At 53.9% G+C, this 16,398-nt stretch carries 18 protein-coding genes; 1 reads left to right on the top strand and 17 read right to left on the bottom strand.

Features of this window, described 5'->3' with window-relative positions; translation table 11 throughout:
• Positions 1-8 precede the first annotated feature (8 nt).
• The 17 genes from ACWHYV_RS06020 to ACWHYV_RS05940 all read right to left on the bottom strand — a co-directional run bounded on the left by ACWHYV_RS06020 (position 9) and on the right by ACWHYV_RS05940 (position 15,523).
• Positions 9-377, bottom strand: a complete 369-nt coding sequence (locus ACWHYV_RS06020) for a four helix bundle protein (RefSeq protein WP_447979753.1) — start codon at positions 375-377, stop codon at positions 9-11.
• 150 nt (positions 378-527) lie between these two features.
• Positions 528-1,259, bottom strand: a complete 732-nt coding sequence (locus ACWHYV_RS06015) for a sugar phosphate nucleotidyltransferase (protein ID WP_447979752.1) — start codon at positions 1,257-1,259, stop codon at positions 528-530.
• A 103-nt stretch (positions 1,260-1,362) separates the two neighbouring features.
• On the bottom strand, positions 1,363-1,776 hold the full coding sequence (locus ACWHYV_RS06010) for a nucleotidyltransferase domain-containing protein (RefSeq protein WP_447979751.1): 414 nt from the start codon (positions 1,774-1,776) through the stop codon (positions 1,363-1,365).
• A complete protein-coding gene (hepT, locus tag ACWHYV_RS06005) occupies positions 1,760-2,137 on the bottom strand; it encodes a type VII toxin-antitoxin system HepT family RNase toxin (RefSeq protein ID WP_447979750.1) in 378 nt (125 codons plus the stop codon). Before hepT ends, ACWHYV_RS06010 begins: the two co-directional genes overlap by 17 nt.
• 32 nt (positions 2,138-2,169) lie before the next feature.
• Positions 2,170-3,177 (bottom strand): UDP-glucuronic acid decarboxylase family protein, encoded by a 1,008-nt coding sequence (locus ACWHYV_RS06000; RefSeq protein ID WP_447979749.1) that lies wholly within the window; start codon positions 3,175-3,177, stop codon positions 2,170-2,172.
• 24 nt (positions 3,178-3,201) lie between these two features.
• Positions 3,202-3,663, bottom strand: a complete 462-nt coding sequence (locus ACWHYV_RS05995; protein WP_447979748.1) for a nucleotidyltransferase domain-containing protein — start codon at positions 3,661-3,663, stop codon at positions 3,202-3,204.
• Positions 3,664-4,174: 511 nt separating this feature from the next.
• Positions 4,175-5,263 (bottom strand): glycosyltransferase family 4 protein, encoded by a 1,089-nt coding sequence (locus ACWHYV_RS05990; RefSeq protein WP_447979747.1) that lies wholly within the window; start codon positions 5,261-5,263, stop codon positions 4,175-4,177.
• 88 nt (positions 5,264-5,351) lie between these two features.
• Entirely contained in the window at positions 5,352-5,687 is a 336-nt protein-coding gene (locus ACWHYV_RS05985; protein ID WP_447979746.1) for a DUF5615 family PIN-like protein, read from the bottom strand.
• Between the two features lie 2 nt (positions 5,688-5,689).
• Entirely contained in the window at positions 5,690-5,929 is a 240-nt protein-coding gene (locus ACWHYV_RS05980; RefSeq protein WP_447979745.1) for a DUF433 domain-containing protein, read from the bottom strand.
• 252 nt (positions 5,930-6,181) lie between these two features.
• A complete protein-coding gene (locus ACWHYV_RS05975; protein ID WP_447979744.1) occupies positions 6,182-7,582 on the bottom strand; it encodes an undecaprenyl-phosphate glucose phosphotransferase in 1,401 nt (466 codons plus the stop codon).
• Positions 7,576-8,733 carry a glycosyltransferase gene (locus ACWHYV_RS05970; RefSeq protein ID WP_447979743.1) on the bottom strand — a complete coding sequence of 386 codons (1,158 nt, stop codon included), beginning with the start codon at positions 8,731-8,733 and terminating at the stop codon, positions 7,576-7,578. The genes ACWHYV_RS05975 and ACWHYV_RS05970 overlap by 7 nt, the downstream gene beginning before the upstream one ends.
• A 50-nt stretch (positions 8,734-8,783) precedes the next feature.
• Entirely contained in the window at positions 8,784-9,605 is an 822-nt protein-coding gene (locus tag ACWHYV_RS05965; RefSeq protein WP_447979742.1) for a glycosyltransferase, read from the bottom strand.
• A gap of 378 nt (positions 9,606-9,983) precedes the next feature.
• Complete coding sequence (gene wecB, locus ACWHYV_RS05960; protein WP_447979741.1) at positions 9,984-11,111, bottom strand: non-hydrolyzing UDP-N-acetylglucosamine 2-epimerase; 1,128 nt, start codon at positions 11,109-11,111, stop codon at positions 9,984-9,986.
• On the bottom strand, positions 11,108-12,802 hold the full coding sequence (locus ACWHYV_RS05955; RefSeq protein ID WP_447979740.1) for a hypothetical protein: 1,695 nt from the start codon (positions 12,800-12,802) through the stop codon (positions 11,108-11,110). Before ACWHYV_RS05955 ends, wecB begins: the two co-directional genes overlap by 4 nt.
• A 72-nt stretch (positions 12,803-12,874) precedes the next feature.
• Positions 12,875-13,618 (bottom strand): class I SAM-dependent methyltransferase, encoded by a 744-nt coding sequence (locus tag ACWHYV_RS05950; RefSeq protein ID WP_447979739.1) that lies wholly within the window; start codon positions 13,616-13,618, stop codon positions 12,875-12,877.
• A complete protein-coding gene (locus ACWHYV_RS05945; protein ID WP_447979738.1) occupies positions 13,615-14,325 on the bottom strand; it encodes a glycosyltransferase family 2 protein in 711 nt (236 codons plus the stop codon). Before ACWHYV_RS05945 ends, ACWHYV_RS05950 begins: the two co-directional genes overlap by 4 nt.
• Before the next feature lie 16 nt (positions 14,326-14,341).
• Positions 14,342-15,523 (bottom strand): AZOBR_p60025 family cell surface glycopolymer formation protein, encoded by a 1,182-nt coding sequence (locus ACWHYV_RS05940; RefSeq protein WP_447979737.1) that lies wholly within the window; start codon positions 15,521-15,523, stop codon positions 14,342-14,344.
• 309 nt (positions 15,524-15,832) lie between these two features.
• Here ACWHYV_RS05940 and rfbC point away from each other — a divergent pair, with 309 nt between their 5' ends.
• A complete protein-coding gene (rfbC, locus tag ACWHYV_RS05935; RefSeq protein WP_447979736.1) occupies positions 15,833-16,390 on the top strand; it encodes a dTDP-4-dehydrorhamnose 3,5-epimerase in 558 nt (185 codons plus the stop codon).
• Positions 16,391-16,398 lie beyond the last annotated feature (8 nt).

Raw genomic sequence — 16,398 nt, 5'->3', positions numbered from 1 at the left:
ATAGAGGGTTATGGGTTATGGGTTATGAGCAGGCCCGTTCGTTTCTTTCGCAGGGAGCGAATCAAGCCGTTGAGCAGACGACTGACGGTCGCCATTTTCAACTCGAGGTCATCATAGTCATTTTCTTGGAGATAACCAAGATCCTTCGCCAATAACACAAAGTATCTCGTCTCTTCCAGGGATGCTCTCGCTGTTGCAAGGAAGTGAAGATATTCTTTTGTCGATTGCCTTGCGCTTCCCTCCACAATATTCGCCGGCACTGACACTGCTGCTCGGCAAAGCTGTGTGGTCAGCCGGAACTTTTCGGTCTCGGGAAACTGATCAGCAAACCTATACGTGTCCAGCACCATCGAGTGTGCGTTCTTCCAGACGTCCAAGTCCCTCCAGTGCATCTCTCCCTGTTTCTCCCTGTCCAGTCACGCTTCCCGCTGTCCCGCAATCCCTTCTTCTGTCACTACCATCATCCCCTTTCCCATATTCAGCTCTTCGGGCGCACCTCTACCACCATACAACTTACCCCATTACCCCTATCCAACCTTGTTCGCTCCCGTCCGGGCGACCAGTTGATTGGCAAGGAAGAGGGACTCGATCGTGCCGGCGTCCGTCCACCAGCCGTCGAGCACGTCCCAGGTCAGCTCGCCGCTTTCGATGTAGGCGTTGTTCACGTCGGTGATTTCCAATTCTCCGCGCCCGGACGGCCGCAGGGTTTTGATGATGTCGAACACCCGGGCGTCGTAGAAGTAAATGCCGGTGACCGCGTACGACGAGCGCGGGTTCTTCGGCTTCTCCTCGATTTTCACCACGCGGTCGCCTTCGAGCACCGGCACGCCGAACCGCTGGGGGTCTTTGACCTCCTTCAGCAGGATCTTGGCTCCGCGCTGCTGCTCGCGAAACGCCCGGGCGGCGCGAATGATGTTGTTCTCGATGAGATTGTCGCCCAGGATCACGCAGATCGGACAGCCGTCGGCGAAATACTCGGCCAGCCGGAGCGCGTCGGCGATCCCGCCCTCACCCTCCTGAAAGGTGTAATCGACGTGATGAAGCCCGAACTCCTTCCCGTTCCCCAGGAGCTTGAGGAAATCCCCGGCGCTGTTGCCTCCCGTCACGAGCATGATCTCCCGGATGCCGGCGTTCACCAAGGTCTGGATCGGATAATAGATCATCGGCTTGTCATAGACCGGCAAGAGATGCTTGTTCGTGACCCGTGTCAATGGGTGTAACCGCGTACCGAGCCCGCCGGCGAGAACCACGCCTTTCATGAGACCTCCTGGAAATGTTAATCGTTAAACGTGAATCGTTAATCGCAGGAGACCCTCGTTGAAAACCACGGCATCTCCTGCCCTTCTGTTGACCACTAACGATTCACGATGAACGTCCACTGTTTATTTCCCGGCGCATCGCCCAGGCGCGCTTGATTCGCTCCTCCTCATCGCGGCCACGGCGATCTACCAAAGAGAAGAAGGAGGCATAGGTTTCTGGATCACGACACGTGAGTAATCGTCCCTTCAGCGCCTCCCGCTGAAGCGTCACGTTCTCGGTCACATTCAGGAAGACCAAGTCCACTCGATCCGTATGGAGGGAGTCCTGAATGAGCCCGAGAATATGCAATCGCTCATCGAGATCAGGCGGATGATCCAAGTAGATCGCGACATCGATATCCGAATCGACCTTAGGCAGATGTCCGCTACGTCCGGACCCGAACAGCAGGGAGAATTCGGCGCCGGCAACCGACTTCATCACCTCTTCCAGCCGCTGCACATCAATGACTTTCGGCATAGGCCTTGACCTCTGCTGCGAACGCCTCAATGTCTCCAAGCTTCTTCGTTATGATCCCATACACGATGCTCAAATCCACTTCCTCATACTGATGAACCAGAAAATTTCTGAAGCGAACCATAGGGGCATATCGACTCGCGTCTTGAATGACCCCGAGCACTTGCAACCGTTCCAGCACCGCCACGGAGGTTTCAGCAGGAGCTCCGCCCGTCAACGCGATCACACGTTCGCCGATATCGATCATCGCCTCAATCATGATTTGGAGAGCTCGTTCGACCAGTTTTTGACGAGCCCAATCTTTTCGAAATTCTTCGTAGTCGGTTGGGAGATGCTCGCGCAGACGGCGCAGTGTGTCTTCCATCTCCGCTAATTTTCGAGCCACTATCCCGTTCTTCATCCGTGAACGATCGTTCGGAAGTAGCTGATCGTCTTCGCGAGGCCTTCTTCCAACGTGACGGCCGGCTCCCAGCCGAGCAGGGTTTTCGCCCGCCGAATATCCGGCCGCCGGACTTTGGGGTCATCCACCGGGAGCGGATGATGCTTGATCTGACTCGAGGACCCCGTCAGCTTGAGCACGAGCTGGGCAATGTCGATCACCGTGAGCTCCCGCGGATTCCCGAGATTCACCGGGTCGTGGATGCTCTCGCTCGCCGGTCGCCCTTCGGAAAGAAACCCGCTGCGGTCGGTGCGTTGCGCCACCGTCTTATCGGATGGCGTCATCGCGAGGGCAATAATGCCCCGAACGAGGTCATCGACATAGCAGAAGCTTCGCGTCTGCCGGCCGTCGCCGAAGACGGTCAGGGGTTGACCTTGCAGCGCCTGGACGATGAAGTTCGAGACGACCCGGCCGTCGTTGGGCCGCATTCGCGGGCCGAAGGTGTTGAAGATCCGGACGATCCTCGTATCGACGCCGTGGTAGCGGTGATAGGCCATCGTCATGGCTTCCGCAAACCGTTTCGCTTCGTCGTAGACGCCGCGCGGGCTGATGGGATTGACGTTCCCCCAGTAACTTTCCGGCTGGGGATTGACCAGTGGATCGCCGTAGACCTCCGAGGTGCTGGCGAGCAGGAAGCGCGCCCCTTTTGCCTTCGCGAGGCCCAGGGCCTTGTGCGTCCCCAACGCACCGACCTTCAGCGTCGCGATCGGATATTCGAGATAATCTTGAGGGCTGGCAGGCGAGGCAAAGTGCAGGACGGCGTCCAGCGGGCCGTCGACGTGCAAGTAGTCGCAGACGTTGTATTTGACGAAGCTGAACCGTTCGTGTCCGAGGAGATGGGCGATATTCTCGGCCCGCCCGGTGATCAGATTGTCCAGGCATTGAACCTGATGCCCCTGGCCGATCAGGCTCTCACAGAGATGACTCCCAAGAAATCCGGCGCCGCCGGTGATGAGGATATGCATGCCTTAGGCCTTCCCGCTTACCGCCTACCCCTTTACCCCACTACCCCTCAAGATCTCGCCACCCATCGCCTCCCACAGGTAGCGTCGGGCAAAGGGAGCAAAGTCGAAATATTCATCCCATGTCCTGATACGGAATTCATCCAGCAAGTCAGCGTTCCTGACGAGCAGGACGCGGCCCTTGGACGCATGATATCGAAACGCCACCGAGGCATCATTCAAGACACGGACATCGACTGGAATTCGTATCTGGAAGGTGAGGTGAACTCCGAGATCCACTTCATACTCTCGGTAGCTCGAGATGTGCGGCCGTTCAGAGTGGATATACAGGGCAAGGTCGATATCCCGGAACGTCCCTTCCTGGATAAATGAGCCGTGCAGAAACGCAAAGAGCACTTCGGGGCGTTTTCCAAGCGCCGCTTTCAGTTCCTGCTCAACACGTTCTTTCTCACTGTGGGAGAGTCTGCGTGATCGAGCATGCGAATCCACAGTCGTGGTCCTTCGTAAGGTTAACTAGGCCGAGAAGTCCGAGTAGGCCTTCGCGGCCGGGCGAGGCGGTGCGGGTAGATGCGAGGCCGCAGGCCCTTCGGCTGAAACGACGAAGCCCTCCGCAGATCGTTTGCCGCAGCGCCGTAGGATACTGAACAGCGGGATAAAGCTCAATCGGTTTCCGTCGCGGCCCTGCTCTCAGGCTTTCTCTAGCAGGCTGTCGGAAGCTATTTTGAGGACCCAGAGACTCGGAACTTCAGGAGAATGGTGCTGTAGCAGAATGACCCACAGGATGTTCAAAAAGGCCATCCAGCGCGGCCGCAGCGAGGTGCACGTCGTCACGAATAAGTGACGACACGTTTGTGCACGCCGGCGAGATGGTGAGCCGGCAGTGTCTTGGCCGAGGCGTCTCCTCATCACCCGCCCACCCCGAGCTGCCAAGACAGCTCTGTTCCCGTGGTGCGGTACGTTGAGGTCCTGAGCGACGCGAGAACAAAGCTGGGGGCCTTTTTCAACATCCTGTTAGGCCCGCCACCTTCTCATACACCGCAATGGTCTCTCGTGCTGTTCGCTCCCAGGAAAACTGAGCCGCCTGGGCCAGCCCTCGCTCGCGCAACGCGCGTTGAAGGCCCTGATCCTCCAAAACCCGTCCCATCTGCTGAGCCAGTCCCTCGACGTCGACTGGATCGATCAGGATCGCCGCGGCCCCGGCCACTTCGGGTAAAGACGACGCATTCGAGCTGATCACCGGGCATCCGCACGCCATCGCTTCCAACACCGGCAGCCCGAACCCCTCGTAGCGCGAGGGAAAGACGAACAGCGCCGCATCCTGATACAGGTCGATCAACCGCTCATCGCTCACGACGCCGGTGAATACCGTTCGGCCTTCCAGCCCTGCCTGAGCCACCCGCTCTTTCAGGTCGGGCCGTCGGCGGAAATCGCCGGCAAGGACCAGGTGGTGCGAATCCCGTAATGCGGCAGGCAGCCGGGCGAACGCGTCGATCAGGGTCTCGACATTCTTGGTGGGATCGTTCCCGGCCACGGACAGGACGTAGGGACGCGCTGCGGCCGCCGGCCGATCGGTTTTCGGCCGGAACCGGAGCAGATCGACCCCCGGATAGACCACCGTGACACGATCCTCGTCATAGCCCAGGTGCTTGACGATATCCTGGCGTGATGACTCCGAATCCGTGATGACATGGTCGATCATCGCCCGGCGGTCACGGACGAGAAGCCGCTCCAGCCACGGCGGCGATGGCCGTCCCAAGTTGAAGAGCAACGGCTTGACGTCATGGATCGTGACGAGGAACCGTCCCCGCTTCCACAGCACACAGGAGTCATAAGGGAAGTGGAGCACGTCATAGCCGCCTGGGCACAGAGAGACGGCCTGTTCCCAGACCCGGCGCTTGAAGACCGGAATGGTCAATTTGTGATAGCGGACATTCGGACGAGCAGGAAAGATGATCGCCGACGCCGGCATGAAAATCTCATACTGGTGACTCCGGTCAACGGCTCCAATCGCCTCGATGAGACTCCGAGCATAGCGCCCCAACCCGACGTTGAAGTCTTTCAGGTGCCACGCGGCGAGACGGATGTTCACAATGCTGCTAAGCCTCCGCCCGAACAATCGCCGTCACTAAGTTGCAGATTCCTATGTGACTGGCAACGATCTAATTCTGATGCCGGCATCATCGACCGAGATAAGCACCCCTTGTTCCAACTGCGTTCTTAGCGTAGGAAGGACCGCCAACAAAAGATCCGTCACGGTGTTGGTGGGAGACATTTTGAACACGGAGTGACAAGACGCTCGGGAAGGATGTTCCGGCTTGAGCGACAAGCGAAGAGAAATCGAGATCCTGGGTCAGGATTGAGGCATCGAGACGTTTGGCCAGTTCGACAATCTGCAGGTCTGTGGCAGTAGGAGGAAGATCGTCTGCGACCCGAGCAATAAAATAGCCCTGCTTATGAAGCGCATCAACCGTCTTTGGAGAAATATGAAGATCTGCGACCAGCTTCAGGGGCAAGGTCAATTAACCGGGGATGGCAAGGGCCGTGAGTATTCGCTGGCAAGCCAAGCCGCATAGTGCATCGCTTGCTTCAGATCCTCCTCTTCCAGCTCAGGATAAGCTTCTAAAATTTCTGGTATTGTCTGGCCGCCGGCCAATTGCTTGAAAAGGAACGAGACAGTAATCCGCAATCCGCGAATGACAGGCTGTCCCATACAGACTTCAGGATCGACAGTGATGCGGTCCAACCTTTGAGCCATTGTGTTACCTTCAAAACAGCATGTTCAACTTTACTTCATCACGTTCAACATGAGCAAATCATTTCTCCCTTCAGGAAACAGAGAGACCGCCTGCTCCCAGGCACTACGCTCGAAGACCGGGATGCTGAGTACTGGCGACATCCGCCCCAAACCGACGTTGAAGTCTCTCAGGTGCCACGCGGCGAGACGAATCTTCACGTGCCCGTGAGGTGTAGAGATGAACGAAGTAAACGGGGCAAGAAGAAGGGCGGTTCAGTAGGCATTCTTGTTGACCATCCCCTTCCAGATCGTCAACCACATGATCTTGAGATCAAAAAGAACGGACCAGTGCTCGATGTAATAGAGGTCATGCTCGATGCGCTTCTCCAAGCAGGTGTTTCCCCTCCACCCGTTCACTTGAGCCCACCCGGTGATACCGGCCTTCATCTTGTGTCGGAGCATGTATTGTGGAAATCTCGCACGAAACTCCGCGATAAACTCAGGTCGTTCGGGCCGAGGACCGACGATGCTCATATCCCCCTTGAGGACATTCCAAAATTGAGGAAGCTCATCTAAACTGGTCCGTCTTAGCCAAGATCCGATCCACGTCCGCCTCGTATCACCAACCTGAGCCCAGACGGGCCCGGTCACCGATTCCGCATCAACACGCATTGAACGAAACTTCAACATTTCGAAGGCCCGCCCGTCCAGGCCCATTCTGACCTGACGGAAAAAGATGGGCCCTTGAGACGTGCATTTGATCAACACCGCTGCCAGAACAAACATCGGCGATGATAAGATGATGGCTAGGGCAGCACCGGCGATGTCCATAGCGCGTTTAATGACGACGTTCCAACCATGTAGAGGCGTGCCTTGTAAGGTAATAATCGGTAGGCCTTCAAACATTTCTGCATCAGCACGCACGGTCATAAACTCATAGAAGGCCGGCACCACCTTGACCTCAACAAGCGTTGTCGTCAAATAGGCCAGTATTTTCTCAGCATACAGTTCAGCTTCAGGCGGCAAACACACGAAGACTATATCGATACCCGCACCTACCTTCTCTTCCAGTTGGTCATATGTGCCAACAACGCTTACTCCCTCAAAAACCGCACCCAACTTTTCCGGCCTTCGTGTGAGATAACCTCGAACCTTTACCCCAAGCTCCGGATGCTGTTGGAGCGAATACACCAGCTTTTGTCCTAGTTTCCCTGCTCCCACTATCAATGCGTATCGCTGATTAAATCCAAGCCTACGAGCGAAGCGGAGAGCTTCTCGAAACACGACACGTGAGAATCCAAGAGCGACAAGATTGAGAAGCCAGAAATAAAGTAGTACTAGCCGGGAGTACTCGAACTGACGAATAAAGAACGTCAGCGCCACCAAGATGAGCACTGACAGGGTATTCGCCTTCGCCAGGTCAACAAATTCGGCGATATGGGTGCCCATCCGCCGCGGACGGTACAGACGAAATGCTTGGAAGGAAAACCCCCAAACGAGCACAATGGGAACCAATAACCATAGATAAGGCTCCAGCGGTGGGACACCTTTCGTCACTGGCTCTAGTATTCCAGAAAACCGTATCGCATACGCTCCCAGCCAGCAGAGGCAGATGAGCGCAAGGTCGAACAAGAACAGCAAGCTTTTAAGAAATTCAGCCCGTCGCTTCAACATTCGCGTTGTCTCGTAAACTCCTCATACGACGAATGCACGAAGTCATGCATTCTGTTCTTAAAGCATGCCCGATCAAAGCGTGCTACATGCTGTCGAATGGCCTCAGGGTCAAATCGCCGTTCATTCTTTTCGAACAACTGAATAGCCTCGCAAACCGCCTCCGTGGTCTGCTGATAAAAGAAGACACCCGTCGGGGCCGCCGCTCCAGACCCTCCGACTCCCGGTTCAACCGGGTTCATCGCCACAACTGTTTCGAGAGCCCCACCTTTTCCATACGCAATGACTGGCCTCCCAGATGCCATTGCCTCCAGGGGCACTATACCGAAATCCTCCTGCCCTGGAAACAACAATGCTTTACAGCGACTGTAGTGCCGACGAAGGACCTCATCCGGCTGCCAGCCTAGAAACTCAACGGTTGGACCTGCAAGTGCTCGCAACCGCTGTTCGTCCTGACCACTTCCAATGATCTTCAGGGGACGGCTCAAGCGATTGCATGCTTCTATCGCAAGATCGACTCGTTTGTAAGGGGCAAAGGCCGTAACAACTAGATAGTAATCTTGTCGCTCGTCGGAAATAGCGAAAGCTCCATAGTCAACTGGTGGGCAGATGACCGACGAGTGACGGCTATAATGACGCCGGACGCGATCAGCAACGTGCTGAGAGTTGGCGACAAAATAATGAACCCGACTAGAAGATGCAACATCCCACTTTTGTAGGCTGACGCGGACTGCTGACATCACTGAGCGCGTGATGAAAGCGCACCGCCCCTTGCCAAAATAGCTGTCATACTGATCCCATACGTAGCGCATCGGGGTATGAATATACGAAATGTGGCACACCCCCTTAGGCACTCTAACGCCCTTGGCCACACAATGGCTTGAACTGAGGATGACATCGAAGTCGTCGAAATTGAATCGTTCGATCGCAGATGGAAAAATCGGGAGGTAGTAGCGATACCAGGACGTGACGCAGGGCAGGGATTGAACAAAACTTGTGACGATCTGATGCTCCTCAATGGCTGCCGAAACACTCCCTGGGACATGAAGCAACGTGTAGATCGGTGCCTTTGGGAAAAGCTCGCACAGTGCCTCCAGGCATCGCTCCCCGCCACGCATGCCTGTCAACCAATCATGAACAATGGCGACTCTCAAGCGGCAAGAACCTCAACGAGAACATTCGTTTCTCGGATGCCAAGCTACTTCTACTTCTCCCCGCGGCCATCAAGTGCAGCCTGAATAATGGTGCCCACATCGTTAATACGACGGCTCCAGGACAAACCAGAAACGTACTCGATTCGCCTCCTCGCTTCATTACCATCTTCCTTTAGGGCCGCCTCAATTGCAGAGAGAAACTTTTCGCGGCTGGTGAGATAGCACAAGTCCTTATAGTCGAGTAACGATTCGAGCTCGGTGCTTACCACCGGCTTCCCCAAGGCCAAGTACTCAAAGAATTTCAGTGGAAAAACGCTGTCAGTCGTCTGGTTGGCCCGATAAGGGATGAGACAGACATCAAAAGCATGGACATATTGCGGTACTTCATTTGCCTGACGAGGTCCGAGGAGAAGGACATTCGGTTTGTCCTGAAGCAATCGGACATCAGTAGATGGATCACCCTCTCCAATAGGACCAATGAGCACAAAATTCCACTTGGGTCGGCTGTCGGCCAGCATAGCGATAAGCTCTAGGTCGACTTTATACCCCGATACGTTTCCCACGAATCCGATCACTGGCCGTTGGAGGCTTGCGATTTCGTCCATGAGGATCAAAGCCCGATGCCCCTCTTCGAGAAAGGCTTCGATATTCCCCAGATTTGGAAAATAGTAGGTCCTGGGATGGACGGCTCGCTTTTCCCTAAACAGCTTAGGTGATGTCGTCAACACAACATCAGCCGCTTTGATCGCCTGGGACTCGAGCCGACTTATCGTAGGAGCATCAACCGAAGGGTTGGCTGAATAATCATCAACGCAATGATAGACAACAAGCGAGGGAGCGAGCTGTTGTGCCGCGCCGGCGGCGGTCGGCAAGAACATCCAAACAATGGGTCTTCGAAACCTCAAGCCCTTCATGATCCGTTTGAGCGACCGTGAGAGCCAGATTGCGTTGCAATATCGAACACAGGACCAGCCGTGAAACGGGATCCCGATGGGCGAGTAGACATAAAGATTCTCGGTTTCCTTTCTCACCCCCCCGCACCAACCAGATATACGATGGAGGACTTTCCGCACATCCGTGGCGCTCGTCATTGAGGGGCTGCGAAGACCGAGCGATTCAACAAATAAAACGCGGTTGGACTTCGCCAGCCCTGTCATCAGATGGTGGACCGTGAGCCTGGACTGTTGATAAAAGTGCGCTGAAGCGAAGCACACAATGTCTTGATCTGTAAGCATGTAAATTAGATCATCTCACCGATTGATGACCTGCTTGAGAATTCTGACAATTTGCGCAGCAGCGTGACCATCGCCAAATACTCTCGACCTTTTCGAACGACGGCGGTATTCAACGACGTCATTGAGGAGTACCGCCGCTTCCTTTAGAATCTGACCAGCCCGAACTCCTGCTAGTCTTCCTGGCCCTTGCGTTATTCCTTCCGGACGCTCGGTGCAGTCTCTCAGAACGAGGAACGGCTTTCCCAAAAAAGTCGCTTCTTCCTGGATTCCACCAGAGTCCGTAAGGACGCAGTATGCACGTGTAAGGATGTAGATTAACTCTGGATAGTCCACCGGCTCGCACAAAACAATTCCGTCATGGCCATCGAGAAGCTGTAGCACGACACGGCGAACCGCCGGGTTTAGATGGACCGGAAAAATAACACGGACATTTGGCCACGTATGAACAATTTCTAGGATCGCAACACAGATTTCCCGCAGGTTGTGGCCCAAATTTTCACGTCGGTGCGCGGTTACCAAGACGATCTTCAATCCCTCGTCAGCCAAGAACGGGAAATCCTTGTGCAACTTCGCCAGCCGTTCCGTTCGAGCCCATTGGCTGACTTGAAGAACGGCGTCGAGACCGGTATTGCCGGTTACAAAAATGCTAGCGGGATTGACATGTTCTTTTAAAAGCGCCTCACGCGCCCGTTCAGTTGGGGCGAAATGCCATTCTGCAATACTCGCGATGAGACGACGGTTCATCTCCTCAGGAAAAGGGGAATATTTGTTTTCTGTCCGAAGCCCCGCCTCAACATGCCCAACTGGGACCTTTTTGTAGTAGCACCCCAGAGCGGTCAGGAAAGCCGTACTCGTATCTCCTTGTACCAGCACACAGTCAGGTTGTACCTCATGAAGGACACGCTCTATCTTCCTGAGCACCCGCCCGGTCAACTGGAATAAGGTCTGGTTGTGCGTCATCACTCGAAGATCGAACTCAGGCTTGATGTCGAAGAGTTTCAAGAGCGGGTCCAGCATCTCGCGATGCTGTCCCGTAACGACAACAACCGTCCGAAATGACTTTTCGGCCATTAAGGCCGAGACAACAGGCGCGAGCTTTACTGCCTCAGGCCTTGTCCCGAACGTCACCATGACCGTCTTCACGAAGCCCTCGTGTAACGAAATTGGCCGCCGTCTCCTGCGATCAGTATGCGTATGTGTTCGAAAGGTGAATGGCCAGTCATAACTGAAGCACCATGGACTGGGACAACAAGCAGAGCCGGGGCGGCGGCCATCGTAAAGAATCGTCCCGCCATGAATTGTTTTTCTTTTGCCGAAAGGCCTGCGGTATCAATCTTTACCAGGATCTCTCTGTCAGAATGCTCCTCCTTGATAACGTTCAGATGGCTGAGAGCGGATAGGTAAAGCATCACTTCGTCTTCATTCGCAATCCATAGATCAGAGCGGTGCATGAGGATGTGTTGTGTTAAGAGCCGATGCGCGCCAATTTGTTCATCCTTGCTCGCCCAACCATACTGATACCGCTCACTGGGAGGATGATCAAGATAACCGAAAATCGACCATCCCCACCGCTGTGCATCAAAACTTTTGACATATTCGTTGATTCCCTTCTGCTCATGCACGATATCACCATGGAGCATGCACTGTTGGGCGTGGACGATAATGTGAGCCCCCCTTGCTTGCATAGGATAGCGCCCGCCCCATCCCACCAATGCTTCTGGATCGCAGGAAGCCAAGCCCGTTGCCACACCGACATAGCCTGCATCTGCTAAGGCATGAAACGCAAATGGTGGATTCTGATGGAAGGGGGAGACGGCGCCGATCACGGGGCTAGTCTTCTGCAACACTGCCTCGATTAATGACCGGGACTGTTCAGCCTCATACCGAGCAGCGTCATAACTTCCTCCCCATGAGGAAGGATGAGTCACGCTGTGGCTAAGGACGGCTCCGTCCAGTTGTTTGATCTCTTTGAGTCCAAGAACATGACGAGGTTCCTTGAGTAGAGCAGCCACGACGGCAACGGACGGTTTCATGCCCGATGAGGCAAGCGAATGAAATAGATCTCTTCCGCTGTCCAGATCTTCATCGCAATCAAATCGCATGGTAACGCCCGAGCTCAGTCCATTGGGAACTTGGAGCAGGAGCGGCGGACACTTTGCTTCGCCTGCTCGATAGAAACTGATAAACCGATAAAGCAGAACCATCTCGATCGAATCCGAAAAGGCGACAGGTCGATTCACCCATAGGATCGCCCCTCGGCCAATATCCCTAATCGCCATGAACGGGGTGATGCGACTGTCTTGGCTCTCAATGTACGCGATTGGTGTCGCGGCCACAGTTTGATATTCGCCGGACACCGCCCACGGTGAGCCATCGGTAGTGATCGGACCAAATCCAAGATTATTCCAGCTCCTTTCATAATCATGACGGACGAGCCAACGTCGGAGCCAAGGACTGCCCCCAAGCCGAAGGACAGCGGGCTCATAGACGAGCTCGGCAAGAGAGTGTGAAGCAGCGCCATGAGCATCAGCCTTGATCTCCCCTAACGAGGGGTGCAGCTTACCCCGGTATCGAACTCCTGAAAGACTTTCGATTGTCGGATCGGCCTGACCTGCAACGATCACCTTGCCACCACGGTGAAGAAAGGTCTTCACATCGTCAACAGACTGCACGTGACTCGCTTTGCTCAGGACTATTGCGTCACTTACATCGTCCACTGCATCGCTGACGATCACCTGGCTTGGGCTATATGCATGTGAAAACGCAGCGCAAAGTATATGCCCCACTGGAGAAGAATCGGCACGGATAATCGCGACGGTATAGGCAGGCAGCATCGATGACCGGAGTCAGATCATAAATCAGCGATTTCCATGCGAGTACAGAAGGCCAACGGAATGAAAAGGTTCCTAACCCGCTCGCGCAATTGCTAAGAGGCTCTGGCCATAAGGGGGAGAGAGTCTGCTTTCGAGAGCCATGGTGGCTGGAATAACATACCGGTCATAAAACCCAACCGCAGACACTGAAAGGTTCCGCTGCTTGCGGACGGCCCCACTATACCACCACCCCAGCATACCAATCATGTTGACATAGCGCGAATGAATTGGGAGGAGACCGGCAGCGGTAAGCTTGTGCATAAGGTCCTGCTTGCGATAACGCCGATGGTGGCCGAAGGCTGCATCCAGTGAATTGTAGAGACATGGAAGCGCAGGAACAAAAAGCAGAAGATGACCCTTATTAGAGAGTAGTTCTTTCATAATCTGTAGGGCGCTCTGGTCGTCCTCGATATGCTCTAACACATTGACACTGATGATCGTATCAACAACGTTACTTGCAAGAACCTCTTGAGCGTCTAAAAGATCACCCTGCAACACTCGAACCGTGGTGTATGAGACGAAACGAGCCTGGAGGTGTGTTACAAGATTAGGTGCTGGTTCAATCAACCAAAGCTGGTCCGGTTGACAGTCCAGCAAGTGGGATGAGAAGGTCCCGAGCCCGGCACCAACTTCCAGAATTCGACGCCCGATGAACGGTCTAAACTGATTGAAGATCCATCGGTAGTAATTTCCTGCCGCAGCCATTGCCGCTAATTCGTTTCCTGGATACTCAACCGGAGGAGCCATATCAATCCCGCAGGCTGCTTCGCAAATCAATCCGCAATCCTATATCGGATAATCCACCAAAGCGCCGCCAGCCCGTCTCGCCATGTAATCTTTTTTCCCTGCTTGTAGGTGCGGCCGCTGTAACTGATGGGCACCTCATAAATGCGATACCCCCTCTTCGCAACTTTTGCTGTAAACTCCGGCTCGAATCCAAACCGACAAGACCTAAAGCGGATTTCTCGGAGAATCGAGGCCCGAAAAGCCTTATAGCCCGTCTCCATGTCGGAAAGATTAATATTCGTAGTCATATTCGAGAGCAGAGTAAGCATCTTGTTACCCACTGCATGCCAGAAGTACAGGACCCGGTGAGCGCCACCGAGGAATCGGGAGCCGAAGACGACATCAGCGTTCCCATCCAGGATTGGTTGCAAGATACTGGGGTAATCACGGGGATCATATTCGAGGTCTGCATCTTGAACAATGACAACATCCCCGCTCACCTCATCGAACCCCCGCTGAAGAGCAGCGCCTTTGCCACTATTCTTTTCCTGTAATACCAGCTTCATCGAGCACCGGCCTCCCTCGCGCTCGACCAGCTTTTTTAGCAGCTCGCGAGTACCGTCCGTGGAGCAGTCATCGACGATCACCAGCTCGGAAGGGATCCTCGTCGCCATAACTCGCTCGATCACCTGTTCAATGAACTGCAACTCATTGTAAACGGGCATGACGACGGAAACGCTTGGTGTTGGATGATTCATGCGCACCCCCCCTGAGTTAGATCAATTCCGCTCCAAATCTTCCTAATAGGGCTGAAGCCAAGAAAGCCCAAACACCAGCGCAGCTTGCCAATGCTACTCGGGACAGCGTGCTCGATGATTGAACGACAATGAGGCTGCCAGCCATGTAGAACTCCGTAAGTGCTCGCATGAACGCCCAGTCTTCGACCCAGACCCATCTAGTAAGCACCGCGGCGAGCATGGCATAAAACACGAAACAAGCTTTTTCACCGACCGATGCACCCGATGTTCTAAAAGCCTTTAAAGCAATAGAGACGAACACCAGGATGAACAGCAAGCCAACAGACCAACGGATGTGGATGGGCGCCGAAAAATCGAGGCCTTGACTGATGAAGGTTGTCAGCCCCTTGAATGGCAGGCCAATAGCGCCTCGGCTCCTATCCGGATAGGCATGTAGCACATCCGCCCAGTTATACGTTAACACCACTCGCCAGGCTCCGTAGACTAGAAGAGGCATACCACCCACATACCATGGAATCCGTCCCTCGGCGCGAGCAGTGAGTTCCAGAGCAGATGCTACACTCATCATAATTAACCCGACGCTGAAGAGAAGGGTGGTCTCTTTCGTAAGGATCCCGAAAGTCAACAGCATCGTTGCGAGCGAAAATCGCTTTTTTCGGACAAGCAGGATACCGGCCAGAACAAAACAGATAGCAAGGATCTCCGTGAGATCTCGAGAAATGGTAAAAAGGAAGCCGGGATACAGCGAGAAAGTCAAGCCCAAGAGAGCGTGCCGCCCCGACACTTGGGCAATTAAGCCTGCGATGAGAGCAAGAACACTTATGGCAATGAAGTTTACCAACAGCAACCACAGAACAACCGCCCTTTCATTGCCACCCGACAAGGACCAGACAAGCAGTGGATAGAAGATCCGCTGCTGACGAAAGAATGGGTTATCGAGTTCAATCCCGAACTCTGCAGGCTTTGACGTGAAGGGATTTAAAGCCAGCCGGTAGTAAAACTGACCGTCATAACCATCGGATTTGGAAATAACTCTTAAACCGGTCGGAACTTGGCTGGGGTCGCAAAATCGGTCACCGGCAACCACGAAAGCAGAAGCGTCAAAGTTAACCTGCGACAACCGAGCCGCAATGAATAATCCATAGAGAAGAGCAGTAATGATCGCAGTGACTACAGGGGAGTTAAGCCGATGTTTCATCAATGCCTTTGGGCTCTCTGTCTCCTGCTATTTAACTTGTGCTCCAATGATTCTAGCCATATCGGGTAATTCTCCTTCATGGCGCGACTAATACTACTTGGCAATTCATGACAACCGATAGTTGATTCGGTGTCTCGACAAGATCATGTCTTCTCGGCAAGACACCGCGCTGACTCCGTACTTCCTAGATTAGGCTCGCACATCGATACATTCCGCTACCTGTTAGCGCAGGGAAAATGCACTTGACGGGCATAGGCGATACGGGTAGAGTTGCACGTTGTGTCGGATTTGAACATAGGGAGAGTGACAATGAAATTTTCGTCCACACGCCTTGCAATTCCTGATCTGGTTCTCATTGAGCATGAAATGTTTAAAGATGCGCGAGGCTTTTTCGTTGAATCGTACAAGGAGCGAGATTTTTCTGCATTTGGTATTCCTCATTTTGTTCAGGACAACCACTCTCGCTCCATGAAGGGCATTCTTAGAGGATTACACTACCAGAAGGAACCGGCGAGTATCGGTAAATTAGTGAGGTGCCTTCGCGGTCACATCTTTGATGTCGCCATCGATATGAGAAAAGGATCCCCACATTTCGGGAAATGGGTTGGAGTTGATCTGACCGAAGAGAACAACAAAATGCTATATGTTCCGCCTGGTTTCGCACATGGATTTTGCGTTCTCTCTGACATTGCTGATGTCTTCTATAAAATGACAGGGTATTACTCACAAGAACACGATCGGGGAATAGTGTGGAATGACCCTGATCTCGGCATCCATTGGCCAATACAGAGTCCCTCAGTTTCATCCAAAGACGCTAATGCGCCGAGGCTAAGAGACGCCGATAACAATTTTCTCTACGGAAGCTAAAATCTACT

This window comes from Candidatus Nitrospira bockiana (genome assembly GCF_965152565.1).
This window is presented reverse-complemented; position numbering and strand designations above follow the sequence as displayed.

Coding starts and splice junctions, on each gene's coding strand:
- ACWHYV_RS05945 (WP_447979738.1), bottom strand. CDS start 14,325: ATGAATCATCCAACACCAAGCGTTTCCGTCGTCATGCCCGTTTACAAT.
- ACWHYV_RS05980 (WP_447979745.1), bottom strand. CDS start 5,929: ATGGCTCAAAGGTTGGACCGCATCACTGTCGATCCTGAAGTCTGTATG.
- ACWHYV_RS05940 (WP_447979737.1), bottom strand. CDS start 15,523: ATGAAACATCGGCTTAACTCCCCTGTAGTCACTGCGATCATTACTGCT.
- hepT (WP_447979750.1), bottom strand. CDS start 2,137: ATGGAAGACACACTGCGCCGTCTGCGCGAGCATCTCCCAACCGACTAC.
- rfbC (WP_447979736.1), top strand. CDS start 15,833: ATGAAATTTTCGTCCACACGCCTTGCAATTCCTGATCTGGTTCTCATT.
- ACWHYV_RS06000 (WP_447979749.1), bottom strand. CDS start 3,177: ATGCATATCCTCATCACCGGCGGCGCCGGATTTCTTGGGAGTCATCTC.
- ACWHYV_RS06010 (WP_447979751.1), bottom strand. CDS start 1,776: ATGCCGAAAGTCATTGATGTGCAGCGGCTGGAAGAGGTGATGAAGTCG.
- ACWHYV_RS05955 (WP_447979740.1), bottom strand. CDS start 12,802: ATGCTGCCTGCCTATACCGTCGCGATTATCCGTGCCGATTCTTCTCCA.
- ACWHYV_RS06015 (WP_447979752.1), bottom strand. CDS start 1,259: ATGAAAGGCGTGGTTCTCGCCGGCGGGCTCGGTACGCGGTTACACCCA.
- ACWHYV_RS05975 (WP_447979744.1), bottom strand. CDS start 7,582: ATGTTGAAGCGACGGGCTGAATTTCTTAAAAGCTTGCTGTTCTTGTTC.